Source organism: Micromonospora sp. CNZ303 (assembly GCF_004345505.1).
Genome location: NZ_SLVT01000001.1, coordinates 70219 through 97022 on the forward strand (window position 1 = coordinate 70219; position 26804 = coordinate 97022).

The following is a 26804-nucleotide window of genomic DNA, read 5'->3' on the forward strand; positions in this document are numbered from 1 at the left end:
CGCGAGGGTAGCCGGGCGCGCGTGGCGGACGGCCGCCCATGGGGGGAACTGTGGCGTGGACGTCTCGGCCGGTTCCGGCCGAGGCCGGGTCAGCGGTCGCCGGGGCAGGTGGCCGGGGCCGGGCCGAGGGCGTCGCTGCCGACGGGTGCGGGCCCGCCGCAGGCGATCGTCGCGCGCAGCGCGTCGGAGCGCTTGCGGGCCGCGTCGAGCAGGGCGAGCGAGCGGCGGGTCCGGTCGCGTTCGGCCCGGCTGGCGTCGTCGAGGAGCCCGCCGACCGCCCGGCGCTGGCCGGTGAGGAAGGAGTTGACCGCGTCCAGCGCCGCCGGGTCCGAGCGCTGCGTCGCGGCGGTGGTCAGCAGGCGTACGCCCTGGCGGGTGTCGGCGTCCATGTCGTCCAGCACCGCGCCGAAGCCGTCCTCGTTGCCGCGCAGCGCGGCCGCCTCGGCGAGCCGGGTACGGGCGAAGTCCAGGAACAGCTGACCCCGGCTGACGTCGGAACTGGCCAGCGCGAGCTGGGCGCGTTCGGTGGAGCGCTTCATGCCGTACAGCGCGTCGCCGGGGACGGCGTTCTCGCTGGCGGCCGAGATGCCCGAGAGGGCGACGGCGCCGGCCGCGACGCCGACCAGGATGGCGCCCCGGGCGCGGGCCCGGCGGGCGGTCACCGCCGGCAGCAGCCGGTTGCGGCCGGTGTCGGCGGAGCGCCGGGACGACGGCTCGGTGGTGACGGCGGCCGGGGCACCGATGCCCTCGCGTTCGGCCGTGGCCAGGAGCATGGCCCGCAGGCTGGTGCGGAACTCCGGGTCCACCTCCACGGCGGGCGGGGCGGCGGGCAGCCGCTGACCCACCGCGACGAGCGTGGCCAACTGGTCGTCGGCCCGGGAACGGACGTGGTGTCGCCGGCCCCCGTTGGCCTCGTCGAGAAGCTGCGCGAAGCGCTCCGCGCGCCGACGGGAGAAGAGGTTGCTGTCCACCGCGGGCACCTCCTCTCGCTGGTCGCGGCCGGTCGGCCGCTGTCTTCGACAGCGACCGGTGACGGCGGGACACCACGGATGAAGGTCGTGGCCGGCCGCGCTGCCGGACCTCGGGGGCCCGGGGGATGCCGGGGCTACCACCGGTCGCACCCGGAGAAACGGTCCGCACCGGACATGGGTTACGGGGCCGGCGGAGGCGAAATCACGGAAAGTGATCGCTGTCACGAGGTCGCGACGGCACGGACCTGCGCGTACATCGCATCGATGCACGGCGTTCTTCCTGCCCGGGACTACGGTTGGAAGCCGTCCGGCAGCAGCCGGGCCAGCGCTCGTACCGCGCGGTACTGGAGCGCCTTGATCGCGCCCTCGTTCTTGCCCATCGTGCGGGCCGTCTCGGCCACGGAGAAGCCCTGCAGGAAGCGGAGCACGATGCACTCCTGCTGCTCCGGGTTGAGCTGCTTGACGGCGCTGAGCAGGGCCACGTTGGTGATGTGCTCGACGACCGCCGCCTCCGGGCTGCCCTCCGGGCCCCGGTCCTCGCGGTCAGCGTCCAGCACGTCCCCGGTGGTGACCTCCAGCCGGTAGCGGCCGGACTTGAAGTGGTCCGCCACCAGGTTCCGGGCGATGGTGACCAGCCAGGCGCCCAGGTCGCGCCCCTGCCAGGTGAAGCTGCCGATCCGCTTGAGGGCGCGCAGGAAGGTGTCGGAGGTGAGGTCCTCGGCGAGTTGCCGGTTGCCCACCCGGAAGTAGACGAACCGGAACACCGTGTCGACGTACCGGTCGTAGATCAGCCCGAACGCCTCGGACTCGCCGGCCTGGGCCCGCTCGACCAGCCCCCAGACCTCGGTCGCGGGGTCGGACGGGTCGGGACGGCTGGGGAAGCCCGTCGAGGTGTTGACCGGCGCGGCGGCGGCCGGCACCGCCGGGAGCACCGCCGTCTCCGCGCCCGACTCGTCGGGCGCCTTGGCCGGTTCCGTGGTGCGGCGGCCCTGCGCCGGCATGGTGGGCCGGGGGACGGCGACCCGGCCGCCGGCCGACTTGGCGTTGCCGCCCGGTGTCGCGGAGCGGGGCGGCGGTTCGTTCTGGTGCGGCCGGCTGCGGGTCCGGCTCGACGTGCCCTCCCCCCGGACGGCGAGGCTGCCCGTGTCGTCCAGCGGACCCCGGGCGGCGGGCCGTTCGTTGAGCTGGCCGCGGATCACCGGGTTGGTCAGGCCGGCCGGCCGTTCCGCGTATCCGAAGGTGGTCACCGCGCCGCCTCCGTCCCGCCGGCCGACCACGCCGGTCGGCGCGTCGCCGTCGTGGCCCGGCCGGCTGGGCCGGGCAGGGCTGGCTCGGGGTGTGCCGACGGGCGGCAGATCCCCTTGAGGTGCTGGTCCAATGCGCTCACAGGCACGGGGGCCTCCTCGGGCTGAGGGGTGTCGACTCACGGCAAATGGGGTGAGCCGACCCGAGTGATGATAGGGCCAACGTCACCCACGCGTGGCAAGTCCGTTACACAGGGCGGAAGTATTTCCCGCCGCGTCGCACACCTGGCGGACCGGTTGTCCGTCGTGTGCGGTTGACTTTCGGATTACCTCGTGGTTGCGAAGAAAATCCAGGTCAGTGGGCGTGTCGCGGGGCTTGGGCGGGACGGTGGAGCGGGTGTCGATCCAGGACCGTCCGGGACGCCGGGCGGGTCCCGGCGTGTCCTGTGGACGGGACCGGTCGCGTCCCGTCCGCGCCCAGCGGTCGTCCCGCCGGCGGGACTTGTCCGGGCTGCCGTTGCCGCCGACCGGGATGTCCCCTCCGGCCTCCGGCGGGCATGGCCCACAGGCCCCGCGCTGTGCCAGACTCAGCCACCGTGCAGGACGCAACCGACAGCTCCGCCTCGACCCTCGTCGAGCGGCTCCACCGGGCGGCCGCCGCCCACGGCGACCGACCCGCGCTGCACTGGCGCGAGCGGACCGTCACCTGGTCCGATCTGGACGCGTCGGTGACCGCCACCGCCCACGCCCTGGCGGCCCTGACCGGGCCGCGACCCGCCGGGCCCGGCCCGACGCCGGGAGCCGCCGACCCGCACCCGCCCCGGATCGCCGTCGCGCTCGGCAACTCGCCGGACTTCGTGGTGAGCTGCCTGGCCGCGCTGCGCGCCGGGCTGGTCGCGGTGCCGGTCAACCCCGGCCTCACCGCCCCCGAGCTGCGGCACGTGCTGGCCGACTCCGGCGCCTCGGTGCTGATCGGCACCGAGCGGGTACGCGACCTGGTCGCCGGCGCCGCCGGGGACCGGCCCGCGCTCGTCGCCGTGCACACCGCGCCGCCGGTGGCCGACGCCGGTCAGCCGTTCCCCGACCGGGGCGGCGACGACCTGGCGCTGCTGCTCTACACCTCCGGCACCGAGGGGCGGCCCAAGGGCGCGATGCTGACGCACCGGGCGCTGGCGGCCAACCACGAGCAGGTCGGCCGCATCGACCCGCCCGTCGTCGGCCCGGACGACACCGTGCTGCTGGCGCTGCCGCTGTTCCACGCGTACGGGCTGAACGCGGGGCTGGGCGCGGTCGTCCACCATGGCGCGACCGGGGTGCTCGTCGACGACCTCGGCTCCGACGCGGGACTGGCCGTGATCGCCCGGCACCGGGTCACCGTGCTGGTCGGCGTACCGTCGATGGTGGCCGCCTGGTCCACGGCGGACGCCGCCGCCCTCGCCGCGGCGATGACGTCGGTCCGGGCCGTGGTCTGCGGCGCGGCGCCGCTGGAGCCGGCCGTCGCGGCGCGCTTCGCCGAGGTCGCCGGCCGCCCGGTGCACGTCGGGTACGGCCTGACCGAGACCGCGCCGGTGCTCACCTCCACCCTGGTCGGCGGGGAGCCGAAGCCCGGCTCGATCGGCCGGCCGCTGCCCGGCGTCGAGCTGCGTCTGGTCGGGACCGACGGGGCCGACCTGTGGCGCGACGGCGTGGCCGAGCCGGAGGACGACGCCGACGAGCTGGACCTCTCCGACGTCACGCCCGGCACCGACCCGGGCCAGGTCGTGGTGCGCGGGGCGAACGTCTTCGCCGGCTACTGGCCGGACGGCCGGGGCGGCCCGGACGCCGACGGCTGGTGGGCCACCGGCGACGTGGCGTACGCCGACTCCGACGGCGACCTCTTCCTGGTCGACCGGATCGGCGAGCTGATCCTGGTCAACGGCTTCAACGTGTACCCGCACGAGGTCGAGCTGGTGCTCTCCGCGCACCCGGGGGTGGCCGAGTCGGCGGTACTGGGTGTGCCGCACCCGCGGACCGGCGAGACTGTCCGGGCGTACGTGGTGCCGGCGCCGGGGCGTCCGGTGACCGGTGAGGAGCTGCTCGCCCACTGCGCCCGCAACCTGGCCCGGTTCAAGTGCCCGACCGCCGTCGAGTTCGTCGACGAGTTGCCGCACTCGGTGATCGGCAAGGTGCGCAAGACCCTGCTCCGGACGGCGTCGTCCCCGGCGTCCCCGGTGCCGTCCCCGGCGGCGTCGCCGGAGACCCGCCCGCCGGCCCCGGCCGGCGCCAGCACGACGGAGGAGACCGATGCGTGAGCCCCGACTCACCCTGATCACCCGCCCCGGCTGCCACCTCTGCGACGAGGCGAAGCTGGCGCTGGACCGGGTGGTGGCGGTCACCGGGGACCGGTGGACCGAGAAGGACGTCACCGACGACATCGAGCTGGAGCGCGAGTACGGCGACCGGCTGCCCGTGGTGCTGCTCGACGGCAAGGAGCACGGCTACTGGCGGGTGGAGGAGGAGCGGCTGCTGCGGGACCTGACCACGCCGCAGCTGTAGTGCCGGGCGCTAGGGTGCTCGGATGACCCCTGCGCGCAACCACCTGGTGTGGGACTGGAACGGCACCCTGCTCAACGACCTGAGCCTGGTGGTCGCCTGCACCAACGCCGCCTTCGCCAGCGTCGGCGGGCCCACCGTGACCGCCGACGAGCACCGGGTGCGGTTCCGCCGCCCGATCGCCGACTACTACGCGGAGGTGCTCGGCCGGGCGGTCGACGACGACGCGTTCGGCCGGCTGGACCGGATCTTCCACGATGCGTACCGCACCGGGCTGACGACCTGCGAGCTGGCGCACGACGCCACCGTGGCGATGGCGGCCTGGCCGGGCAGCCAGTCCCTGCTGTCCATGTGGTTCCACGAGGAGCTGGTGCCGACCGTGCACACGTACGGGCTCACCGGGCACTTCGTCCGGGTGGACGGGCTGCGGGCGGCTGTCGGCGGCGACCGTAAGGCCGAATCGCTCCGGCGGCACCTGACGGAGCTGGGCGTGGACGGCCGGGACGTGGTGCTGATCGGCGACTCCGTCGACGACGCCGACGCCGCCGTGTCGGTGGGGGGCCGCGCCGTCCTCTACACCGGCGGGTTCACCGACGCGGCACGGCTGCGCGCCTCCGGCCACCCGGTCGCCGACACCCTCAGCGAGGCGGTCAGCCTGGCGGCCACGCTGCCCTGACCGGTCCCGTCCCGTCCCGTGTCCGGGCCCCGGCGGCAGGCCGGCGGCCGGTCCGTGCGCTGGCGGCGGGTCAGTTGCGCAGGTAGGCCAGCACGGCCAGGACCCGGCGGTGCTGCTCCGTGTCGGGCGGGAGCTGGAGCTTGGTGAAGATGTTCCGGACGTGCTTCTCGACGGCGCCGTCGGTGACCACCAGGGTCTTCGCGATCGCCGTGTTGGAGCGGCCCTCGGCCATCAGCGCGAGCACCTCGCGTTCGCGCGGGGTGAGCTCGCGCAGCGGGTCGTCGCGCCGGCGCCGGGCGAAGAGCTGGCCGACCACCTCGGGGTCGAGCACCGTCCCGCCGGCGGCCACCCGGTCCAGCGCGTCGAGGAACTCGTCGATCGCGGCCACCCGGTCCTTGAGCAGGTAGCCGATCCCGCCTCCGCCGCCGCCGGTGGTGGCGAGCAGGTCGTCGGCGTACGACACCTCGACGTACTGGGAGAGGACCAGGATCGGGGTGCGGGGCACCAGGCGGCGGGCCTCCACCGCCGCGCGCAGCCCCTCGTCGGTGTGCGACGGCGGCATCCGGACGTCGACGATCGACACGTCCGGGCGGTGCGCCACCACCGCCGTCACCAGCGCGTCGCCGTCCGCCACGGCGGCCACCACCTCGTGCCCGCGCTCGGTGAGCAGCCGTACCAGCCCCTCCCGGAGCAGCACCGCGTCGTCCGCGATCACGATCCGCATGTCCTGTTGTCTACCACGTACCGCTCACAGCGGGAGCTCCGCGCGGATCTTGGTGGGCCCGCCGGCCGGGCTGACCACGGAGAGCCGGCCCCCGGCGGCGCGTACCCGGTCGGCGATGCCGACCAGCCCGTGCCCCTTGGCCAAGTGGGCGCCGCCCTGCCCGTCGTCGTCGACGTCGACCTCCAGCCGTCCGTCGTGCCGGGCCACGGTGACCTGGCACTCGGTCGCCCGGCTGTGCTTGGCGACGTTGGTCAGCGCCTCGGACACCACGAAGTAGGCGGTGCTCTCGACCGACGGGTCGAGCCGGCCGGCCGGGCTGGCCAGTTCCGGGTCCACCCGCAGCTCGATCGGGATCAGGCCGCGCCCGGCCAGTGCCGCCAGGGCGCTGGGCAGTCCCCGGTCGACCAGGATCGGCGGCGCGATGCCCCGCGACAGGGCGCGCAGCTCGGCGAGCGTCTCCCGGGTCTGGGTGACCGCCTCGTCCAGGGTGCGCCCGGCGGCCCGCGGGTCGGTGGCGAGTTGCTGGCGGGCCCGGCTGAGGTCCATCGCGAGCCGGACGAGGCGCTGCTGCGGGCCGTCGTGGATGTCCCGCTCCAGCCGGCGCAGCGCGCTCGCCTCGGCGGAGACGGCGGCCCGCTTCTGTTCCTCCAGCACGGTGATCCGGTTGCGCATCTCGGCCACGCCGGTGAGCAGGGCCCGGCCGAAGCCAGCCTGGAGCAGCGCGCAGCCCCGGGCCACGATCGGCAGGGTGATCAGGAAGAACAGCCCGATCGCGGTGTGCAGCCCGATCCGGACGACGGTCGAGTTGCCGAGGCCGAGGAGCTGGGGGAGGCCGACGTCCTCCGGGTCGCCGTGCGGCAGCGTCCAGTCGTACGCCCAGTAGAGGGTGCCGGCGACGGCGCCGGCCCACCAGACCAGCGTGACCACGAAGGTGACGATGGCCACGATCAGCTTGAGGATGCCGTGCGCCAGGTCGAGCCAGGACTGCGCGTCCCCCATCGGCACGAAGATCCGCCGCCAGGCGCTCGCGCCGGGCTCCGGGAGCCGGTACTGGGGGCGGATCCGGGCCTGGTGGAGCACGGTGGGCAGGCGGAGGCGCTCGATGTCGGCGAGGCCCCGGGCGGCGTAGAGGGTGCCGCTGAGGATCGGCAGGCCGATCACCGTCACGACCAGCCCCAGCCCGGCAGCCAGGCCGACCAGCAGGACGACGAAGCTGGCCAGGGCCAGCGGGAGGCCCAGCAGCACGTAGCCGGAGTCCAGCAGGAGCTGTCGGGAGATGGTCGGCGCCGGCACGGGCTGATCGGCGGCGACGGGTACGGCGGTCATGTCACGAGGCTAGGCAGCGCGGGGTCGTCGACCCATCCCGTCGGCCCGCCTCTGCGGCGTAGGGCTGGCCCTACCGTGACCGGATCGTGGGCGAGCCGTGGGCCGCGCGATTGGTCAGAGAAGTCGTAATTGAGCAATAATCGGCGCTACCGGCACCATCGCCACCGCCCCGAGGTCGGGCGGTGGCCGGCGGCGGCCACTGGATCGATCTTGCGGAATGGAGGGGCTGGTGAAGCCGCGTCGCGAGCTTTCAAGATCGCGATTTGTGCACGCCTTCACAAGCGCCTACTCTGTAGTTCCGACGCGCCCTGCTAGCACAGCCGGCAATCTCGGTCGCCAGCGGGGATCCCGAAACGGCCGGCCGCCCGAGTTGGCCGAGGATCGCACCGCACGGAGTCTCATGAGTCAGCACCGTCACCCTGGCGCGCCCGGCCGCGCCGGTGCCGTACCGGCGCTCCCGGATCTGCCGGAGGCGACCGTCGCGCGGCTCCCGGAATACCTCCGTGCCCTGCACAACCTCGCCGAATCCGGCCACGAGACCGTGTCCAGCGAGGGGCTGGCCAGCGCCGCCGGCGTGAACTCCGCGAAGCTCCGCAAGGACCTCTCCCACCTCGGCTCGTACGGCACCCGTGGCGTCGGCTACGACGTGGCGCTGCTGGTCGACCAGATCGAGTACGTGCTCGGGCTCACCCAGCGGCGGGCCGTCGCCCTGGTCGGCGTGGGTAATCTCGGTCACGCCCTCGCCGGCTACGACGGCTTCGCCAGCCGTGGCTTCCGGATCGCCGCCCTCTTCGACGCCGACCCCGCCCGGGTCGGCGAGGAGATCAGCGGGCTGGTCGTCCGGCACATCGACGAGCTGCCTCGGGTCGCCGTCGAGGAGGCCATCGCCATCGGCGTGATCGCCACCCCGGCCCCGGCCGCCCAGGCGGTGGCGGACCAGCTCGTGGCCGTCGGTGTGACGAGCATCCTGAACTTCGCCCCGTGCGTACTCTCGGTTCCGGAGGGGGTCGACGTGCGCAAGGTCGACCTCGCGATCGAGCTGCAGATCCTGTCCTTCCACGAGCACCGCAAGGCATCGCTGACCGCGCTGCCCGCCACCGGTGGGTCCGCCCTGACCGCCCTGCCCGGGGGGCTCGCCGTCACCGACCCGCAGGAGGCGATCGGCACGTGAAACTGCTCGTCGTCGGCGCGTCCTACCGCACCGCTCCCGTCGCCACGCTGGAGCAGCTCGCGGTCGGCCCCGCGGACCTCACCCGCACCCTGGACCGCCTGGTCGCCCAGCCGTACGTGACCGAGGCCGTGATCGTCTCCACCTGCAACCGGGTGGAGGTCTACGCCGCCGTGTCCGGCTTCCACGGCGGCCTCGGCGACATCTGCGCGGTGCTGGCCGACCAGGCCGGCTGCCAGCCCGCCGCGCTCGCCAACCACCTCTACGTGCACTTCGACGCCGCCGCCGTGGACCATGTCTTCCGGGTCGCCGCCGGGCTCGACTCGATGGTGGTCGGCGAGGCGCAGATCCTCGGCCAGCTCCGGGACGCCTACCATTCCGCGACCGGGGCCGACACCGCCGGGCGGCTGCTGCACGAGCTGATGCAGCAGGCGCTGCGGGTCGGCAAGCGGGCGCACGCGGAGACCGGGATCGACCGGGCCGGCCAGAGCGTGGTGACCGCCGCGCTGGAGCTGGCCGCCGGGCACCTCGACGGCGACCTCGCCGGCCGTCCCGCGCTGGTGGTCGGCGCGGGCGCGATGGGCTCGCTGGGCGTCGCCACGCTGTCCCGGCTGGGCGCCGGGCCGCTCACGGTCACCAACCGGGGCGCCGACCGGGCCGTCCGGCTGGCCGAGGCGTACGGGGCCAGCGCGACGCCGATGGCGGAGCTGACCACCGTGCTCTCCACAGTGGACATCGTAGTGGCCGCCACCGCGGCCACCGAAGCGGTCCTCACCCGTAACGTGGTGACCCGGGCGCTCGCCGGGCGCGACCCCGGCCGGGGGCCGCTCGTCCTGCTCGACCTGGCCGTGCCGCGCGACGTGGAGGCCGGCGTCGCCGAGCTGCCCGGCGTCGAGGTCATCGACATCGACCGGATGGCGACGCTGCTCGCCGACGGGCCCGCCGCCGCCGACGCCGCCGCCGTCGAGCGGATCGTGGCCGGCGAGGTCGACGCCTTCCTGACCTGGCTGCGCGGCGCCGACGTGGCGCCCACGGTGGCCGCCCTGCGTGGCCGCGCCGACGACGTCGTCGGCGCCGAGCTGCGCCGGCTCGCCCAGCGCCGCCCGGACCTCACGGACGACCAGCGCGCCGAGGTGGCCCGGACGGTGCACCGGGTGGTGCAGCGGCTGCTGCACCAGCCGACCGTGCGGGTGCGCCAGCTGGCGGCCGAACCCGGCGGCGACCAGTACGCGGCCCTGCTGCGCGAGCTGTTCGACCTCAAGGTGCCGCAGACGTCCCCGGTCGACAACGTCCCCGACATCGTGGCCGGCGACGCCGCGCCGCCGTTCGGCCTCGCCGACCTCCCGCCACCCGGCGGCCTCGCCGACGTTCCGCCGCCCGTCGGTCACACCGACAATCCGCCGTCGACGGGTTCCGCCGACGTCCCGCCCCTCGGAGGTGAGCGATGAGCACGCCCCTGCGCCTCGGTACCCGGGGAAGCAAACTGGCGATGGCCCAGTCCGGCCACGTCGCGGAGGCCCTGACCGCCGCCACCGGCCGGCCCGTCGAGCTGGTCGAGGTGGTCACCGCCGGCGACCGCTCGTCCGCGCCGGTGCACCGGCTCGGCGTCGGCGTCTTCGTCTCCGCCCTGCGGGACGCCCTGACCGCCGGCACCATCGACTTCGCGGTGCACTCCTACAAGGACCTGCCCACCGCGGCGGCGGCCGGGCTGCACATCGCGGCGGTGCCGATGCGGCAGGACCCGCGGGACGCGCTGGTCGCCCGGGACGGCCGGACGCTCGCCGAGCTGCCCTCCGGCGCGACCGTGGGCACCGGAGCGCTGCGCCGCATCGCCCAGCTGCACGCCCTCGGGATGCAGCTGGAGGTCACCCCGATCCGCGGCAACGTCGACAGCCGCCTCGCGCGGGTGCTCGGCCCGGAGGCCGACCTCGACGCGGTCGTCCTGGCCCGGGCCGGGCTGGCCCGGCTCGGGCGTACCGACGTGATCACCGAGACGCTCGACCCGATGCTGATGCTGCCCGCGCCCGCCCAGGGCGCGCTGGCGGTGGAGTGCCGGGCCGACGACACGCACCTGGTCGAGCTGCTCGCCGTGCTCGACCACGCACCGTCCCACGCCGCGGTCACCGCGGAACGGGCGCTGCTGGCCACCCTGGAGGCCGGATGCTCCGCCCCGGTCGCCGCCTACGCCGTCGTCGCCGAAGGCGAGCCAACCGGCTCGGGCGTCGAGGGTGACTTCGTCCAGGAGATCTATCTGCGCGGGGCGGTGATCAGTCCGGACGGCACGAGAGACCTCCGGCTGTCCCGCACCGGAACGCTCGCCGACGCGGCGGAGATCGGCAAGGCACTCGCCGCCGAACTCCTCGACCTCGGCGCCGACTCGATCCTCGGCCACGATGGACACGCCGGCCCGGGGACCCAGCAATTTGGGAGCACAGAATGACCCGCACCCGTAAGCCCGTAGGCCGCATCGCCTTCGTCGGGGCCGGTCCCGGCGACCCGGGCCTGCTGACCCGCCGGGCGCACGACGCTCTGGTCGACGCCGACCAGGTGGTGTACGACCGGGGAGTCCCCGAGTCGCTGCTCGACGCCGTCCGCGCCCAGGCCAGGGAGGACGCCCAGTTCACCCCGGCGGAGGGGGCGCCGGGTGACGTGGCGAAGGTGCTGATCTCGGCGGCCCGTTCCGGGCTGAACGCGGTGCACCTGGTCGCCGGCGACCCGTTCGGCCACGAGTCGGTCGTCAAGGAGGTGCAGGCGGTCGCGCGTACCGCCGCGCACTTCGAGGTGGTTCCCGGGGTCGGCCAGGCCGAGGGGGTGGCGACCTACGCGGGCGTGCCGCTGCCGGGCGTACGGACGGCGGCCGACGTCGAGGACGTCAGCACGCTGGACTTCGACGCGCTGGCCGCAGCCGTCGGCCGGGGCTCGCTGGCCCTGGCCGTGGACGCTGGCGACCTCGCCGCGATCCGTGACGGGCTGCTCGCGGCCGGGGTGGAGGGCACCACCGGCGTCGGGGTGACCGGCGATGGCACCGGCGAGACGCAGTACACCACCACGTCGACCGTGGACTCGTTCGTCGCGGCGGCGCTCGGCTTCACCGGCCGGGTGGTCCTCACCGTCGGCGAGGGCGTGGGCCAGCGGGACAAGCTGAGCTGGTGGGAGAACCGTCCGCTGTACGGCTGGAAGGTCCTCGTGCCCCGCACCAAGGAGCAGGCCGGCGTGATGAGCGCGCGGCTGCGCGCGTACGGGGCCATCCCCTGCGAGGTGCCGACGATCGCGGTGGAGCCGCCGCGCACCCCGGCCCAGATGGAGCGGGCGGTCAAGGGCCTGGTCGACGGCCGGTACGCCTGGGTGATCTTCACCTCCGTCAACGCGGTACGCGCGGTCTGGGAGAAGTTCGCCGAGCACGGTCTCGACGCCCGGCACTTCGGCGGCGTCAAGATCGCCTGTATCGGTGAGGCGACCGCCGACGCCGTCCGCGCGTTCGGCATCCAGCCCGAGCTGATCCCGTCGGGGGAGCAGTCCTCCGAGGGGCTGCTGGCCGAGTTCTCGCCGCACGACGAGATCCTCGACCCGGTCGGGCGGGTGCTGCTGCCGCGCGCCGACATCGCCACCGAGACCCTCGCCGCCGGCCTCACCGAGCGCGGCTGGGAGGTCGACGACGTGACCGCCTACCGGACGGTCCGTGCCGCCCCGCCGCCCGCCGAGATCCGGGACGCGATCAAGTCGGGTGGCTTCGACGCGGTGCTCTTCACGTCCAGCTCGACGGTGCGCAATCTGGTGGGTATCGCGGGGAAGCCGCACGCACGTACCGTCGTTGCAGTGATCGGGCCCAAGACGGCGGAGACCGCGACGGAGTTCGGCCTGCGGGTCGACGTCCAGCCGCCGCACGCCTCGGTCCCCGATCTGGTGGAGGCGCTCGCCGCCTACGCCGTCGAGTTGCGCGAGAAGCTCGCCGCCATGCCGGCGAAGCAGCGCCGTGGCTCGAAGGTGCAGGGGCCGACCGCCCTGAGGTTCCGGTAGTCGTAGCAGGAGGTCCGTGATGCCGTACCCCGAGATCCGGCCCCGCCGGCTGCGCCGCAACGCGGCCATCCGGCGACTGGTCTCCGAGACCCGCGTCGACCCGGCCGAGCTGGTCGTGCCGATGTTCGTCCGGGAGGGGTTGACGGAACCGCGGGCGATCGCGTCGCTCCCGGGGGTGCTCCAGCACTCCCGGGACTCGCTTCGCAAGGCCGCGGCCGAGGCGGTCCAGGCGGGCGTCGGCGGCATCATGCTCTTCGGCGTGCCGGAGCAGCGGGACGCCACCGGCTCCGGCGGGATCGACCCGAACGGCATCCTCAACGTCGCGATCCGCGACGTCGTCGCCGAGGTGGGCGACGCCACGGTGGTGATGAGCGACCTCTGCCTGGACGAGTTCACCTCGCACGGGCACTGCGGCCTGCTCACCCCCGACGGTGGCGTCGACAACGACGCCACGTTGGAGGCGTACGCCGAGATGGCGGTCGCCCAGGCCGCCGCCGGGGTCGGTGTGGTCGGGCCGTCCGGCATGATGGACGGCCAGGTCGGCGTCGTACGCCGGGCGCTCGACGCCGCGGGCCACCAGGACGTCGCCGTGCTGGCGTACGCCGTCAAGTACGCCTCGGCCTTCTACGGCCCGTTCCGGGACGCGGTGGAGTCGGCCCTGGAGGGCGACCGCCGCACCTACCAGCAGGACCCCGCCAACCTGCGGGAGTCGCTGCGCGAGGTCGAGCTGGACGTCGCCGAGGGCGCCGACATGGTGATGGTCAAGCCGGCCCTGCCGTACCTCGACGTGGTGTCGGCGGTCCGCGCGGCGGTGGACGTCCCGGTCGCCGCCTACCAGGTCTCCGGCGAGTACGCGATGGTCGAGGCGGCCGCCGCCAACGGCTGGATCGACCGGGAGCGCGTGATGCTGGAGACGCTCACCTCGATCCGTCGGGCCGGCGCGCAGATCATCCTCACCTACTGGGCGGTCGAGGCCGCCGGACTCCTCCGCCAGCGCTACTGACCCCACCCGCCCCGCCCCGGCGCGGCGTGGCTTGGCCCTGTGCGGCGCGGCTTGGTCTGGCGCGGCCTGGTCCGGTCCGACCTCTTCGGTCTCCGACCCGTTCCGGGCAGCGGGTCGGATTCCAATCGAGCCAACTCATTCCTCCGCTACCCGTCTCGGGACACTCGCCGCACCTTCACGTGCCCCCTCGCCGTCCAGTGCGACGTGCTGGTGCGTGCCGTTGTAGTCCCTTGCAGGCATAAGCAGGCGCCAGTGCTAGTTGCCGGATTCGAGTAGAGGCCCGCTCCGCATGCCCCTGGCAGTAACGCTGAGTACTCGACCTGCGCCCCGGACCGCACCGCCCCTCGGACGCTTTGCTCTGCATCCTAATATGCGCCAGTAACCCGGAGTGCCTGTTGCATATTAGGATGCAGAGCAAAGGGCGTGCAGAGGTTCGTCGCTCCTGGGGAGGGATAACACTGAAATTGCTGGTCATGACGTTGCGGTCGTCAGCGGTGGTGATCGAGGATCGTTCAGAGCCGAATTTGCCATCACTTAGCGTAGGCAGCTGTGGAAAGGCCGCTCCTGTTACAGTGCGTTACATGCCCAGCTAGGTTTGCCCCGGGGTGTGGGGGAAGGACCGGCCGTCGGTTTCCACAGGTGGCTGAGTTATCCACAGGCGGAGCGGGCGGGATTGCGGGAGAGGCATCGCAGCCGGGAGCGTGACGGGATGACCGAGCTTCCCGCCGAACCGGAAATCGGCCGGGATCCCGACCAACCGGCTGGCTCCAACCAGTTGTCCGCTGCCGCCGGGCTGTCGGGACCCGCAGGGCCGTCGGGCGGCGCTGTGCAGTCGGGCGGTGACCAGGCGGTGGGTACCGATCAGGGGGCGGGATCGCGCGAGCCGCCCGTGCTGCTGACCGAGCCGTTCGACACCCCGTGGCCGGCTGCGGGCATCGTCCGGGCGGTCCGGCGGCATGCCAGCCTCAGCCAGCGGGAGCTGGCCCGGTGGGCCGGGGTGAACCATTCCACCGTCGGGCGGATCGAGGCGGGTCGGATGGTGCCGAGCATCCTGCTCCTGCGCCGCATCATCGGGGTCGCCGGATTCCGGCTGGCCGTCGTCGACGAGTTCGGGCGGGTGCTGAAGCCGATGCGGGACTGGCAGGACACCCGCGACGGGGCGGGGCGTCGCTACCCCTCGCACCTGGACACCATTCTCGACCCCGAGCCGGGCGAGTGGTGGGCGGACATCTACGGGCTGGCCCGCCCGCCGGAGACGTTCTACCGCGACCGTCGGGTCCGCGACGCCATGCGGCGGCGCAGCCAGTGGGAGGTGCGGGTGGCGAAGTACCGCAGCGTGCCCCCGCCGCCGCGCGTGCCTCCACCGCCGCGCGTGCCCCCGCCGTCGCGGCTGCCCGGTTCAGGCTTCCCGTGGTGAGCGGACGGCCCGCCGGCCAGGAGGTTCCTGGGCGGCGGGCCGTCGGGGCGGGCTCCGGTGTGACGTCAGTCGTCGTCGGTGATGGTGCCCACGGCGAGAGGATCGGTCAGCCGCAGGCCGGGCACCCCGGCCACGACCAGGTTCACCTTCTCGTCGGACTCCCGCTTCCGGTCACCGCGTACGGTCACCGGGAAGGCCAGCGACGTCTGCCCGGCGGCCAGGACCTTGCAGCCGACGTACGGGTCGTAGTCGGCGCCGGCCTGGGCCGTGGTGCCGTACGTGGCGGCGCAGAGCAGCACCGGCTGGGACAGCGGGCGCGACACGGTGACCGTGTAGGTCAGCGGCCGGGTGCCCCGGTCGCCCTCGACCACCGACGCGTCGCCGACGCTCAGCGACGCCCGGGAGCGGAAGCGGGCCACCTGCGGGTCGTGGTCGCTGGAACCCCGGCTGCCGTCGGCCGCGTGGTCGGCCGGCCAGTCGGCGTTGACGTGCGCGGCCCGCATCTCCACCAGGTCCCGGTGCAACGCGCCGTTGACGAACAGGTGGTCCAGCGTCTGCGTCTGCCCCTCGAAGCTGTACGAGTAGGCGGACGACGGCGCGTCGGCGAGCAGGTCGTCCCACAGGTTGCGCATGCCCGCCTCGTACAGCGGCCCGAGCTGGTCCGACGGGGTGGGATCGGCCGCCGTCGCGATGGGGTCGTCGGGGCGGGGGAAGACGTTCAGGTCCCCGCCGTAGACCACCCGCGCGTGCGGGTCCGACGCCTCGATCGCGGTGACGATCGCGGCCCCGTACGCGGCCTGCTCCCGGCGCTGCCCGACCCGGCTGTCCGGCCCGGACGAGTAGTGGTTGCTCGCGGCCCAGAGCGTGTACCGCTCGGCGGAGCTCGGGGCGGCGGCGACCGTGAACTTGCCGAGCTGCGGCGCGCGGGTGAAGACGTTGTTCCCGTCCTTGCCGGTGGACGTGTCCACGTCGTCCGGCAGCACCGCGTTGAGCGCCTTCGGGTTCTGCACGTCCGCGTTGCCCGGCAGCGCCGCCCCCCGGTACTCGACGGTCGGCGCCGAGCCCAGCAGCGGGTCGCCGGCGGTGGGCGCCGCCAGCGACACCCGGTCGGTGCGGAACAGGAACGCCGCCGTGATGCCCCGGGCGTCCGCACCGGTGCGGTCGTACGCGGCCTGGTAGGCGGGGCCACCGGCGGCCGTGATGGCCAGCGCCAGGTCCTGGAGGCTGTCCGGCGCGCCGTCGGCGTTGTCCGTGCTGCCGCAGACCAGCGCGCCGCCCGAGACCGAGCAGATGTCCTGGTCCTCGGCCTCCTGCACCAGGATCAGGTCCGGGGAGTGCAGGTCGGTGGTGATCTGGTCGGCCAGCGCGACGAGCTGCTCGCGGTACTCCTGCTCGCTGCCCGGGACGTAGTCGAACGGCGGGCGCACCCCGGTGCAGCCGGCGTTGCCGGCGAAGTCGCAGCCGTCGAACGGGTCGTCACGGTAGTCGTACAGGTTCTCGACGTTGTAGGTCGCGACGGCCAGCTCCTCCGACCGGTTGGCCGGCTTCGGCGGGTTGTTCGCCGACGGGTCGGCCCCGCCCGTGAACGCCGCCGCCTCGACCTGCACGCCGTACTTCTCGAACGAGTAGTAGAGCCCACCGACCGCGTCGGCGGTCAGCGTGTCGAACGTGCGCGCCGGCGGGAGCAGCGCGGCGCTGTCGCCCGTGCTGCCCTTGACGCCCATGCTGCCGAGCAGGACGCGCTGCCCGTTGCCGTCGTCGAAGCGGCGGGTCGGGTCGTTGTCGAGCGGGTGCGCGTCCCGGAACACCCGGCGGGCGTACGCGTCGGCGCGGTCGAGCAGCGGGTCGTCCCGGTCGATCACGAAGATCTCGGCGTCGGCGGTGGAGGCGAAGACGTTGCGCCCGCTCACCGCGCCGCTGCCGGCGCGTACGCGCAGCCGGGCGCCCTCGTGCCGCTCGAAGAAGCGCTGCGCCGCCGCCACCTCGACCGGCGGCACCGCGTCGGTCACCTGGACCTCGGCGTTCACGTCCACGCCGGAGGCGATCCGGCGCACCAGCGACGCGCCGGAGAGCTGGGTGAAGTTGAAGTACTCGGAGACCCGGGCGCGCAGCACCACCTCGTCGCCGACCGTCGGCACGTAGCCGCCGATCAGGGACGTGAACGAGCCCATGAAGACGAAGATGCCGTCCGAGCTGGTCGGGTCGCCGTCGGTGGCGTCGGAACGGCTCTGCAGGAAGAACCCGTGCTGGTCGCGGCCCGAAGAGTCGCGCGCGAGGGTCCGCTGGGTGATCACGCCGCGTACGTCGTACAGCGTGCTGCTGGTGCCGTTGCCGGAGGCCGGTGCGAGCGGCGACCGGTCGGCGGGGCCGGATTCGCCGTCGGTGGTCGGGCCCTGCACCTCGCCGACGGTCAGCTCCCGGGTCACCTGCACGGCCAGGGCGCAGGTGGCGGTGTCGCCGTCCGCGTCGGTGGCGGTCAGCACCACGGTGTACGCCCCGGCGGCCAGGTCGGCGCTCGTGCCGACCGTGGCGCGGGCGGTGCCACCGACCGCGTCGGCCGGGGTGACCGCCGAGCGGCTGACGGAGCCGGTGGCCGGGGTCGGGCTGACCGAGGTGACCGCCAGGTCGACGATCCGGTCGTCCGGGTCGGTGGCGGTGACCTCCCGGGTGGCCGCCGTGCCGGCCGAGGTCACCAGCGCCGGGCCGCAGGTGAGCGTGGCGGGCGCGTCGACCGGGCCGCCGCCGTCGACGGCGTGCGCGCCGAGGCCGTCGAACATGTCGACGGGGAAGCCGGCCCACTGCGCGGCCGGGTCGAACGCGTCGGAGGGGTCGGTGTCGCCCGAGGTCACGGCGGCCGACCGGCGCAGCGTGTTGTCGGCGGTGCTGGTGACGCCGGTGCCCCACTCGGTGCCGGGGTCGACGCCGACCTGGCCGATCGAGTCGAGCACGGTGCCGCCCCGACGCAGCACGATGGCGTCGTCGCCGTTGAACAGGCTGGCACTCGTGGTCTGGTCGGCCCGGTCCAGGATGCCCGGCGCGGCCGAGGCGGCGGCGAGGACGAAGGCGTCGCCGGCCGCGACGGTGCCGGTGAGGGCCAGGTTCGTCGGCGTGGTGGAGCCGTTGAAGTGCAACTGGAGCTGGTAGCCGCCGGCGGCCAGGTCGACGGCGGCGCCGGTGCCGTTGAACAGCTCGATCGCCTTGTTGTTCGACGAGCCTTCGACGTACTCGGAGATGAAGAGGTCGGTGGGCGCGGCGCTGGCCGCGGTGGGTGCGACGCCGACAGCCGTGACGGTCACGGCGGCGGTGGCGGTCGCGAGCGCGGCAAGAGTGCGGCGCGGGCGCATGAGGCCTCCACGATGGGTGGACGGGGAACTAACGCACGTTAAGGGTCGGTGCTGACCGCCGTCCATCCCCCACCGGACAGTTTCGTGAACGTTCCGGTCAGCGTCCGGCGTCGAGGCGGTGCACCAGCTCGGCCACGTCGATGCTGTATTCGCACCACTCGCGGTCCGGGCGGTAGCCCAATTCGGCGTTGACCTTGAGCATGGCCTCGTTGGCCTGCGCGTTCCAGGTCTGCACCTCGGTCAGCTCCGCCTCCGCCGAGCGCAGCTCCATCAGCATCCGCGCTTTGATCGCCCGGTCGATGCCGTAGCCCCGGTGGTCCTGCACGACGATGGTGTCGTACTGGTCGGCGCGGGTGGGATGCTGGACCGGCACGACCACCTCGGTCAGCCCCGCCACCTCCCCGGTCTGCTCGTGCAGGGCGAGCACGATGTAGGGCTTCATGCCCCGCCGGTGCAGGCAGTCCAGACTGTCGCGCAGCCGCTGCGGGTCGTAGGAGCTGGGGCGCAGTTCACCGTCCTCGACGTCGCGCACCTCTGCCTTGGCCCGCGCGTACGCCTCGATCAGCTCGTCCGGCGGGCCGCCGGGGTGGAACTCCAGGTGGTAGCCCGCACCGATGCCGGTGGCCATCTCGGACAGCTCGGCCCAGTCCACCCCGGACAGGTCCAGCACGCTGCGGGTCTCGACGTACTCCTTCGAGAAGCCGAGCGACTCGTAGAAGGCGACGGCCGGCGTGTCGCCGACCACCTCGACCCCGATCGACTGGAAGCCCTCCTGGTAGACCCGCCTGGCGGCGGTCAGGACGAGGTCCCGCCCGAGGCCCGTGCGCCGCTCCGTCGGGTGCACCAGCACCTCCAGCACCCCGATGTCTCCGAGCAGCAGCACGTGCACGTGGCCCAGGATCGCCCCCGGGCTGCCGTCGGCGGCCGGCTCCGCCTGGGCGACCCAGGAGATCCGCCGCTCGCCGGGCATCACCTCGGCGAGGTATTCCCGCATGGAACTCTCCCGCCACGGCGGGTCCTGCGGCAGATCGGCCGCCAGGACCGCGTTCAGCGTGTCCAGCAGCGACGCGATCTCGGCGGACGACGCGGTCCTGGGGTCCCACTCGCGCACCATCACCCGTCTAGCTTGCCGCTAACCGCTGCCCGGGGGAAGTGTCCAGTTCTCCAATGTATGCGGACGATCACTTCACGTACGGCTCGCCTGTCCGTACCGGTTGGCGGTGTCGTAGACGTCCTGGGCGTAGCGGCGGACGTCGTTGTAGGACAGGATCGCGTTCCACCAGTCGGCGGGGATGGTCAGGTTCCGGCCGCCCTTGCAGAGGTAGTTGCCGGCGGCGAGGGCGGCGTCGTCCAGGTCGTGCGGGTCCTTGACGCCGTCGTTGTCGGCGTCGGCGCCGATCTCCTGCCAGGTCGTCGGGATGAACTGCATCGGCCCGACCGCCCGGTCGAGGACCGGGTCCTTGTCCATCACGCCGCGGTCCGTGTCGGGGATCCGCATCCGGCCGCCCTGCCCGTCGAGCGGCAGGCCGATGATCTCGGGCAGCGCCTTGCCGTCCGGGCGGAGCGTCGCGTTGTTGGCCTGACCGTGCCCCGACTCGACGAACCCGATGGCCGCCAGGGTGGTCCAGCTCAGCCCGCAGCTGCGGTTGGTCTGGGCGAGCACCACCTCGGCGTAGCCGTAGGCCTGCATGGCCACCGGCGAGATGCCGACCTTCGGCCCGACCTGGGCGGCCCAGCCGGCCAGCGCGTCCGACGGCCGGCCGGTGATCCCGCCGGGGAGCGGACCGGGCGGCACCGTGCCGCCGGGCAGTGGCGTCTGACCGGGCAGCACCGTGCCGCCGGGCAGTGGGGTCCCGCCGGGCAGCGGCGCCTGCGGAACGGTGGTCGGCGCGGTGGAGGTGGCGTCGACCGCGACCGGACGGGGTCCCCGGGCCGTCGCGGGCACCAGCAGCGCACCCGCCGCAGCCGTCGCCGCGACCAGGGCGAGCAGGAACACCCCGGGCAGGGTGAGTCGCCCGCTGGGCCGCCGCGACCAGTCGCGGGTCGCGCGGGCGGCGCCCATCGCGACGCGGTGCGGCGGCCGGCGTACGGCGTGCGCGAACTGCACCCGGCGGCGCCGGGGCCCGGTGGCCGGCTTCGTGGCGGGCACGTCGACCTTCGTCTCCGCGAGGTCGCCCGTGGTCGACGCCGCGCCGGCCTCGTCACCGGTCTTCGCCCCGGACCCGGTCGTCGAGGCCCCGGCCGCGCCGCCGGCCTTCGTGCCGGGGGCGGTTCCGTCGCCCAACTTCGCGGCCGTGCCGGCGCTGTCGCCCGACTTCCCGGTCGTGGCCGGCTTCGCGTCGGCGCCCGACCCGTCGCCCGACTTCGCCTCTTCCGCCGCCTTCGCTTCGGCAGTGGGCTCGGTGACCGGCCTGGTACCGGTGGCCGGCTTCGCGTCGTCGACCGGCTCCGCCTTCTCGGCGGTGGCCTCGGTCGTCGGCTTGGATCCGGTCGCCAGCTTGGCCTCGGTGGCCGGCTTCGTGTCGCCGGCGGCGGTGGATCTCAGCCAGGGGCGGCGGGGACGCGGCAACCGCGTCGCGGGTTCGGGCGCGGCGCCGGAACCCGCGAGCGGCCCGTCGATGGGTGCCGCCGGCCGCAGGGGCCGAAGGGTCGTCCTGTCCTCGCCGTCCACCACAAGTTGAGTATCACCCATGTCCCCCCGTACGTCAGGACCGGTCGTACCCTGGTGCCATGCCCCGGTACGAGTTCCGTTGCCGCGCCTGCGGCGACACCTTCGAGGTCAACCGCCCGATGTCGCAGGCTGCTGAGCCCGCGTCCTGCCCGCAGGGGCACGCCGACACGGTCAAGCTCCTCTCCACCGTCGCGGTCACCGGCCGGGGCGGCGGTGCGGCCGGTGGCGCGCCGGCGCCGGCCGGTGGGGGCTGTTGCGGCGGGGGCTGCGGCTGCTGACCTGCGGGCCCGCAGTCGGCTCCGGCCGACCGTTCTCACGATGCGTGATGGTCCGGTATCAGGCAGCATGAGTCCGACGTCACGGGCGGAGGTTCCACCATGTCGCCACGGATCCACCTCCCGAGCGGGTTGGTGACCTTCGTCTTCACCGACATCGAGGGTTCCACCCGGCTGGCCCAGCTGCTCGGCCCGGGCTACCGCCCGGTGCTGCGGGAGCACCGCCGCCTGCTGCGCCGCACGATCGCCGCGACCGAGGGCGCGGAGCTGCTGACCGAGGGGGACTCGTTCTTCCTCGCCTTTTCCGACGCGACCGCCGCGCTGACCGCCTGCCTGACCGCGCAGCGGGCGCTGGCCAGCCACGAGTGGCCCACCGCCGAGGCCATGCCCCGGGTCCGGATGGGGCTGCACACCGGCTGGGCGGAGCCGCGCGACGGCGAGTACGTCAGCCCGGAGGTGCACCGCGCGGCCCGGATCGCCGCGGCCGCCCACGGCGGCCAGGTGCTCTGCTCGGCGTCGACGGTGCGGCACGCGGAGCCGCTGCCGCCGGACGCGTCCCTGATCGACCTGGGCCTGCACCGGCTGCGCGGCTTCGACGACCGGGAGCGGCTCTTCCAACTGGTCGCGCCCGGCCTGGAGCGGCAGTTCCCGCGGCCCCGCACCGCCGACGCGTCCGCGCACAACCTGCCGACCCCGGTCACCTCGTTCGTCGGCCGGCACGCCGAGCGGGCCGAGCTGAAGCGGCTGGTGGAGGCGCACCGGCTGGTCACCGTCCTCGGCGCGGGGGGTGCGGGCAAGACGCGGCTGGCCGTGGAGCTCGCCGTCGACCTCGTGGAGTCCCATCCGGACGGTGTCTGGTTCGTCGACATCGCCGCGGTGACCGACCCGGGTCTGGTGGCGTTCGAGGTCGCCGCCGTGCTCGGTCTGCGGCCCGAGCCGGGCCGCCCGATGGTCGACACGCTCGTGGAGTACGCGGCCGCGCGCCGGATGCTCGTGCTGCTGGACACCTGCGACGCCCAGCCGGCCGCCTCGGCCGACGTGATCTCCCGGCTGCTGGCCGGCGGGGTGGGCGTCCGGGTGCTCGCCACCAGCCGGGAGTCGTTCGGCCTGCCGGGCGAGGTGGTCTGGCGGATTCCGTCGCTGTCGGTCGATCCGCCCCTGGACGGGGCGGAGAGCGACGCGGTCGCGCTGCTGCTGGACCGGACGGCGGCGGCCCGGGGCGGCCGGCCGCCGGACCCGGGCGAGTCGGCCGACCTGCGGCGGGTGGTACGGCGGTTGGACGGGCTGCCGCTCGCCATAGAGCTGGCCGCCGCCCGGCTGCGGGTGCTCTCCGTCGGGCAGCTCGCCGAGCGCCTCGACGACGTGCTGGGCACCCTCGACGCGGGCCGGGCGGACCCGGACTCGCCGGTGGAGCCGGACTCGCCGGGCGGTCGGCCGGACACGGTGGACCTGGTGGCGGCGGCCGTGGGGATGGTGCCGCCCAGCCCGGTCGTCCGGGCGGTGCAGCGTTCCGCGACCGAGCGGCACCTGACGATGCAGGCCACGGTCACCTGGTCGTACCGCACGCTGGGGCCGCGCGCCGCCCGGCTGCTGCGCTGGCTGGCGGTCTTCGCCGGCCCGGTCGACCTGGCGACGGTGGAGTGGCTGCTCGGCGACGACCCGCTCGATCCGCTCTCGGTGCTGGTCGACAAGTCGATGGTGCTGGCGGAGCCGCACGCCTCGGGCAGCACCTACCGCATGCTCGACCCGATCCGGGCGTACGCGGCCCGGCGGCTGGCGGAGGCGGGGGAGGAGAGGTCGGCCCGCAACCGGCACGTGGCATGGTCGACGCACGCGCTGGAGCGCGCCCACCTGGGCCCGGACGGGCGGCCGGTGACCCTGTCGCTCTACGCCCTCGACCCGCTCGCCGGCGAGCTGCGCGCCGCGCTGCGCTGGTGCGCCACCGGCGGCAGCGCCCGGGCCGGCCTTCGGCTGGCCGGGGGCCTCGACCAGTGGTGGCGGGAGCGGGGCCTGGCCCGGGAGGGGCGGCTCTGGCTGTTCCGGCTGTACGGGCGGATCGCCGAGACGGGGGAGCGGATCCCGGACGCCGAGCTGGCGGCGGCGTACCACATGCACTCGCTGCACGCCGGCGCGGACGGCGAGTTCGCCGAGGAGCTGCGCTACTCCCAACGGGCGGAGGCGGCGGCCCGGCAGGCGGGCGACGCCGGCCTGCTCGCCCGGGTGCTCGCCGGGCGGGCGGCCCCACTGGTCGACATGGGACAGTTCGCGGAGGCGGAGCGGATCTGCCGCGAGGTGATCGACTGGGCGTCCGGCCAGGAGGTGCTCGGCGACGCGCTCTTCGGGGTGTTCAGCCTGGCCGAGCTGCTCTGGCGGCGGGGCGCCCTGGACGAGGCGGCCGAGCTGCTGGGCGCGGCCCGCCCGGTGGAGGCGGCCCGCCCGGTGGAGCGGGGGCGGCGCTCCGTCGACATGCTGCTCGGGATGGTCGCCCTGGCGCGCGGGGACCTGGTCGCCGCACACGAGCATCTCCAGGTGGCGCTGCGCTCGCGGATGAGCCACGGCTTCCACGGTCGGGCCTGCGACACGCTCAACGCGATGGCCGTGCGCTGCGCGGCCGGCGGCGACGGGCTCACGGCGGCCCGCCTGTTCGGCGCGGCGGGGGCGACCCGGGCGAGCATGCGCTGCGCCCCGGGCATCTACGGCGGGTACTGGGCGCAGCGGCAGGGGGAGCTGCGCCGGGAGCTGGGCGACGCGACCTTCGACGGCGCGTACGGCGAGGGGACCGAGCTGGGGCTGGAGGAGGCGGCGGCGCTGGCCCTCGCCGTCGAGCATCCGGACCTGGCGGTCGGCTCGGCGAGGTTCGGCGCCGGTCACGCCCGCGTGGCTCCCCGCCAGTCCGTCGCCCCGGACCGACGCCGTCACCACACCGGCCACGCCTGACGGCGGGGTGGGACCCGCCGGTCGGGGTCCGCGTCATCGGGCTGGCCGGGGACGCGAACCCCTGGGCGTCACGGGCGCGGTCAGCGCAGGGCGGCGCGGCTCTCGGCGTCGGCCTTCATCCGGGCGGCGCGGTCGATGTCGGCCTGCTGCACGGCGGCGAGCGAGCCGAAGGCCTTGACGGCCTGGTAGTACGTCCAGGCGAGGCTGGTGCAGGCGGGCCGCACGGCGGCGTTGTACGTGGCGCAGACCCGCTTCAGGTCGGCGTAGAAGGCGTCGTCGAGGCGGGCCTTGTTCGCCGAGAACCGGCCCATCGCCTTGTAGTTGCGGTAGCCGAAGTCGTGCCGGTAGCAGGAGAGGTTGAACGTGAAGCCGAGCGGGTTGTCCGGGCTCGACGAGCAGTAGTCGGTCGACCAGTTGAACCCGTACGCCGCCCAGGCGCCCTGGTTGAGCCGGCCGGAGTTCCAGGAGCTGTAGCTGGAGGCGCTCGTCTGCGTCCAGCTGGAGAGGACGGACAGCTTCTGCGAGGTCGTGACGGCGGCGGCGGGGGAGGAGACCCCGAAGACGAAGAGCATCGTGAGCGCGGCCGAGGCGAGCAGGGTGGTGAGGCGTCTGGGCACGGGTACCTCCGCGGGGGATGTGCGGGTGGGACGGGGGTTACCGGCGGGTCACCGGAGTGCCGAACAGTGTCGATCATGAATGGTTCCGGGGGATGCGGTGCCCGCCGACATTTAATGACAGGCGTCGAAACAGACGAATGCCCCGGGCGCCAGGGGCACCCGGGGCATTCGGTGTCACGTCAGCGGACGAACGCCGGCGGGCTGGCCGGGCTCTCGTTCGCCAGTCGGTCGAGCGCGGTCACGTAGTAGGTGTACCGCTTGCCGGCCTCGGCGGTGGTGTCCACCCAGGACTGCGTACGGCTGTCCGCGTCGGCGCGGACCGTGTCGACGAGGTGCGCCGCGTCGGCGAAGTCGCACCGGCCGGCCAGGCCGGTCCCGTCGAAGCGGTAGACCGCGTACGACGTGGCGGTGCCGAGCGGGCCCACGCCGTTCGCCGGCTGGAGCCAGTTCAGGCGGACCCCGTCGGACTGCCGCGCGGCCTTGGTGACCACCGGCATGAGCAGCGGCTTCTTCGGCAGGTGCGTCATGGTCGGGATCAGCGCCGGGCGGGAGTAGTGCTCGGCGGCGTAGATGTCGGTCGCGCCGAGCCGGTTGGCCCGTACCTGCACGGCCGAGAAGTGGACGTTGCCCAGGACCTCCGGGTACTGCCGGTTCAGCGTCAGGTGGTTGGACAACTCCTGCGGGTTCATCCAGAAGGAGCCGTAGGCCGGGTCACCGCTCTTGTAGTCGGCCTGCCCGATGTAGAGCTGCACCCGGGTGCCCTTGACCACGTCCGCCCACCACGGCACCAGCCGGGTGTAGTCGGCGGCCGGGTACTGGCCCATGTACCAGTAGAGCTGCGGCACGATGTAGTCGATCCACTCCTCCTTGACCCACTTGCGGGTGTCGGCGGAGATGATGTCGTACGACTGGCTGCCGGTGGTGTCCGAACCCAGCGGGTCGGCCGACTGGTTGCGCCAGATGCCGAACGGGCTGACGCCGAACTTCACCCACGGCTTCTCGGCCTTGATCTTGGCGTTCATCTCCTGGATCAGCAGGTTGATGTTGTCCCGCCGCCAGTCGGCCTTGTCGGTGAAGCCCCGGTTGTGCGCCGCGAAGGTGGCGTCGTCGGGCACCTGGTGGGTGCCGCTCGGGTAGGGGTAGAAGTAGTCGTCGAAGTGCACGCCGTCGACGTCGTACCGCTTGACCGCGTCCATCATCGCGGTCTGCACGAACTCGCGGACCTCCGGGATGCCCGGGTTGTAGTAGAGCCGGCTGCCGGCGACCCCGGCCGGCGGGTAGGCGAAGGTCCACTCGGGGTGCTCGCGGACCGGGTGGTTCGGCGCGAGCTGGTTGATGTCGGCGCCGGCGCCGCCCGGGGCGGGCATGGAGACGCGGTACGGGTTGAACCAGGCGTGGAACTCCAGGTTGCGCTTGTGTGCCTCCTCGACCACGAACTTCAGCGGGTCCCAGCCCGGGTTCTCGCCGCGGACCCCGGTCAGGTACTCCGACCAGGGCTCGTGGGGCGAGGGCCAGAACGCGTCGGCGGTCGGCCGGATCTGGACGACCACGGCGTTGTGGTTGAGCCGCTCGGCGAGGTCGAGCAGCTGGCGGTACTCGGCCTGCTGCGCGGCGACGCGGTCCGGCGACGTCTGGGACGCCTTGCTCGGCCAGTCGATGTTGACGACCGAGGAGATCCACATGGCCCGGAACTGCCGCTTCGGCGTGGCCGGGTCGGTGACGCAGGAGGTGGTGGGGGCGGCGGTGGTCGCCGCGTCGGGTGCCGCGCTCGCCGGGGTGGCGGCGACGAGCGCGCCGAGCAGTGCGGCGGCCAGCCCGGCGGCTCCGAGCCGAGTTGCCTTCATGCGGTGTGTCCCTTCGTTGGGGCTCCCGTGTCAGGGGT

At 74.1% G+C, this 26804-nt stretch carries 20 protein-coding genes; 11 read left to right on the forward strand and 9 right to left on the reverse strand.

The features are described 5' to 3' along the window. Nucleotides 1-89: 89 nt before the first annotated feature. Together EV374_RS00385 and EV374_RS00390 are read right to left on the reverse strand one after the other, a co-directional pair. Nucleotides 90-971, reverse strand: coding sequence for a DUF5667 domain-containing protein (locus EV374_RS00385; protein WP_132230799.1), 882 nt, complete (start codon nt 969-971; stop codon nt 90-92). A 290-nt stretch (nt 972-1261) separates the two neighbouring features. Beyond that, the gene (locus tag EV374_RS00390) at nt 1262-2218 is read right to left on the reverse strand and encodes an ECF subfamily RNA polymerase sigma factor, BldN family (RefSeq protein ID WP_132230800.1); all 957 of its coding nucleotides are present in this window, start codon (nt 2216-2218) and stop codon (nt 1262-1264) included. A 554-nt stretch (nt 2219-2772) separates the two neighbouring features. Between EV374_RS00390 and EV374_RS00395 the strand changes: the two genes are divergently transcribed. Genes EV374_RS00395 through EV374_RS00405 form a run of 3 tightly spaced genes read left to right on the forward strand, consistent with a single transcriptional unit; the run spans nt 2773 to nt 5423 of the window. After that, nucleotides 2773-4506: an AMP-binding protein gene (locus EV374_RS00395; protein ID WP_132230801.1), complete on the forward strand. Its 1734-nt coding sequence runs from the start codon at nt 2773-2775 to the stop codon at nt 4504-4506. After that, complete coding sequence (locus EV374_RS00400; RefSeq protein WP_121399981.1) at nt 4499-4750, forward strand: glutaredoxin family protein; 252 nt, start codon at nt 4499-4501, stop codon at nt 4748-4750. The genes EV374_RS00395 and EV374_RS00400 overlap by 8 nt, the downstream gene beginning before the upstream one ends. Nucleotides 4751-4772: 22 nt before the next feature. Beyond that, a complete protein-coding gene (locus tag EV374_RS00405) occupies nt 4773-5423 on the forward strand; it encodes an HAD hydrolase-like protein (protein WP_132230802.1) in 651 nt (216 codons plus the stop codon). A 70-nt stretch (nt 5424-5493) separates the two neighbouring features. Here the strand turns inward: EV374_RS00405 and EV374_RS00410 are convergent, their stop codons facing one another. Beyond that, the gene (locus tag EV374_RS00410; protein WP_132230803.1) at nt 5494-6147 is read right to left on the reverse strand and encodes a response regulator transcription factor; all 654 of its coding nucleotides are present in this window, start codon (nt 6145-6147) and stop codon (nt 5494-5496) included. 24 nt (nt 6148-6171) lie between these two features. Beyond that, the gene (locus EV374_RS00415) at nt 6172-7473 is read right to left on the reverse strand and encodes a sensor histidine kinase (protein ID WP_132230804.1); all 1302 of its coding nucleotides are present in this window, start codon (nt 7471-7473) and stop codon (nt 6172-6174) included. Between the two features lie 400 nt (nt 7474-7873). Here EV374_RS00415 and EV374_RS00420 point away from each other — a divergent pair, with 400 nt between their 5' ends. The 6 genes from EV374_RS00420 (at nt 7874) to EV374_RS00445 (ending at nt 15078) form a co-directional block, all read left to right on the forward strand. After that, nucleotides 7874-8644 (forward strand): redox-sensing transcriptional repressor Rex, encoded by a 771-nt coding sequence (locus EV374_RS00420; RefSeq protein ID WP_132230805.1) that lies wholly within the window; start codon nt 7874-7876, stop codon nt 8642-8644. Beyond that, the gene (locus EV374_RS00425; protein WP_132230806.1) at nt 8641-10089 is read left to right on the forward strand and encodes a glutamyl-tRNA reductase; all 1449 of its coding nucleotides are present in this window, start codon (nt 8641-8643) and stop codon (nt 10087-10089) included. The genes EV374_RS00420 and EV374_RS00425 overlap by 4 nt, the downstream gene beginning before the upstream one ends. Further along, complete coding sequence (gene hemC, locus EV374_RS00430) at nt 10086-11081, forward strand: hydroxymethylbilane synthase (RefSeq protein WP_132230807.1); 996 nt, start codon at nt 10086-10088, stop codon at nt 11079-11081. Before EV374_RS00425 ends, hemC begins: the two co-directional genes overlap by 4 nt. Next, nucleotides 11078-12658 (forward strand): bifunctional uroporphyrinogen-III C-methyltransferase/uroporphyrinogen-III synthase, encoded by a 1581-nt coding sequence (locus EV374_RS00435; RefSeq protein WP_132230808.1) that lies wholly within the window; start codon nt 11078-11080, stop codon nt 12656-12658. Before hemC ends, EV374_RS00435 begins: the two co-directional genes overlap by 4 nt. 19 nt (nt 12659-12677) lie before the next feature. After that, the gene (gene hemB, locus EV374_RS00440; RefSeq protein WP_132230809.1) at nt 12678-13661 is read left to right on the forward strand and encodes a porphobilinogen synthase; all 984 of its coding nucleotides are present in this window, start codon (nt 12678-12680) and stop codon (nt 13659-13661) included. A gap of 850 nt (nt 13662-14511) precedes the next feature. After that, complete coding sequence (locus EV374_RS00445) at nt 14512-15078, forward strand: helix-turn-helix domain-containing protein (RefSeq protein ID WP_486485512.1); 567 nt, start codon at nt 14512-14514, stop codon at nt 15076-15078. A gap of 65 nt (nt 15079-15143) precedes the next feature. Here EV374_RS00445 and EV374_RS00450 read toward each other — a convergent pair whose 3' ends face one another. The 3 genes from EV374_RS00450 to EV374_RS00460 all read right to left on the reverse strand — a co-directional run bounded on the left by EV374_RS00450 (nt 15144) and on the right by EV374_RS00460 (nt 21114). Next, complete coding sequence (locus tag EV374_RS00450; protein ID WP_132230811.1) at nt 15144-18422, reverse strand: lamin tail domain-containing protein; 3279 nt, start codon at nt 18420-18422, stop codon at nt 15144-15146. A gap of 97 nt (nt 18423-18519) precedes the next feature. Further along, nucleotides 18520-19536 (reverse strand): GNAT family N-acetyltransferase, encoded by a 1017-nt coding sequence (locus EV374_RS00455; protein WP_132231303.1) that lies wholly within the window; start codon nt 19534-19536, stop codon nt 18520-18522. Between the two features lie 72 nt (nt 19537-19608). Then, entirely contained in the window at nt 19609-21114 is a 1506-nt protein-coding gene (locus EV374_RS00460) for a lytic murein transglycosylase (protein ID WP_132230812.1), read from the reverse strand. Nucleotides 21115-21152: 38 nt separating this feature from the next. On the opposite strand from EV374_RS00460, the gene EV374_RS00465 reads away from it, so the two are divergent. Continuing rightward, complete coding sequence (locus EV374_RS00465; protein ID WP_132230813.1) at nt 21153-21371, forward strand: FmdB family zinc ribbon protein; 219 nt, start codon at nt 21153-21155, stop codon at nt 21369-21371. Nucleotides 21372-21470: 99 nt separating this feature from the next. Then, nucleotides 21471-24305: a winged helix-turn-helix domain-containing protein gene (locus EV374_RS00470; protein ID WP_132230814.1), complete on the forward strand. Its 2835-nt coding sequence runs from the start codon at nt 21471-21473 to the stop codon at nt 24303-24305. An 80-nt stretch (nt 24306-24385) separates the two neighbouring features. Here EV374_RS00470 and EV374_RS00475 read toward each other — a convergent pair whose 3' ends face one another. Both EV374_RS00475 and EV374_RS00480 read right to left on the reverse strand, forming a co-directional pair. Then, nucleotides 24386-24922 (reverse strand): phospholipase, encoded by a 537-nt coding sequence (locus EV374_RS00475; RefSeq protein WP_132230815.1) that lies wholly within the window; start codon nt 24920-24922, stop codon nt 24386-24388. 179 nt (nt 24923-25101) lie between these two features. Then, nucleotides 25102-26766, reverse strand: coding sequence for a family 10 glycosylhydrolase (locus EV374_RS00480; RefSeq protein ID WP_132230816.1), 1665 nt, complete (start codon nt 26764-26766; stop codon nt 25102-25104). Nucleotides 26767-26804: the final 38 nt, after the last annotated feature.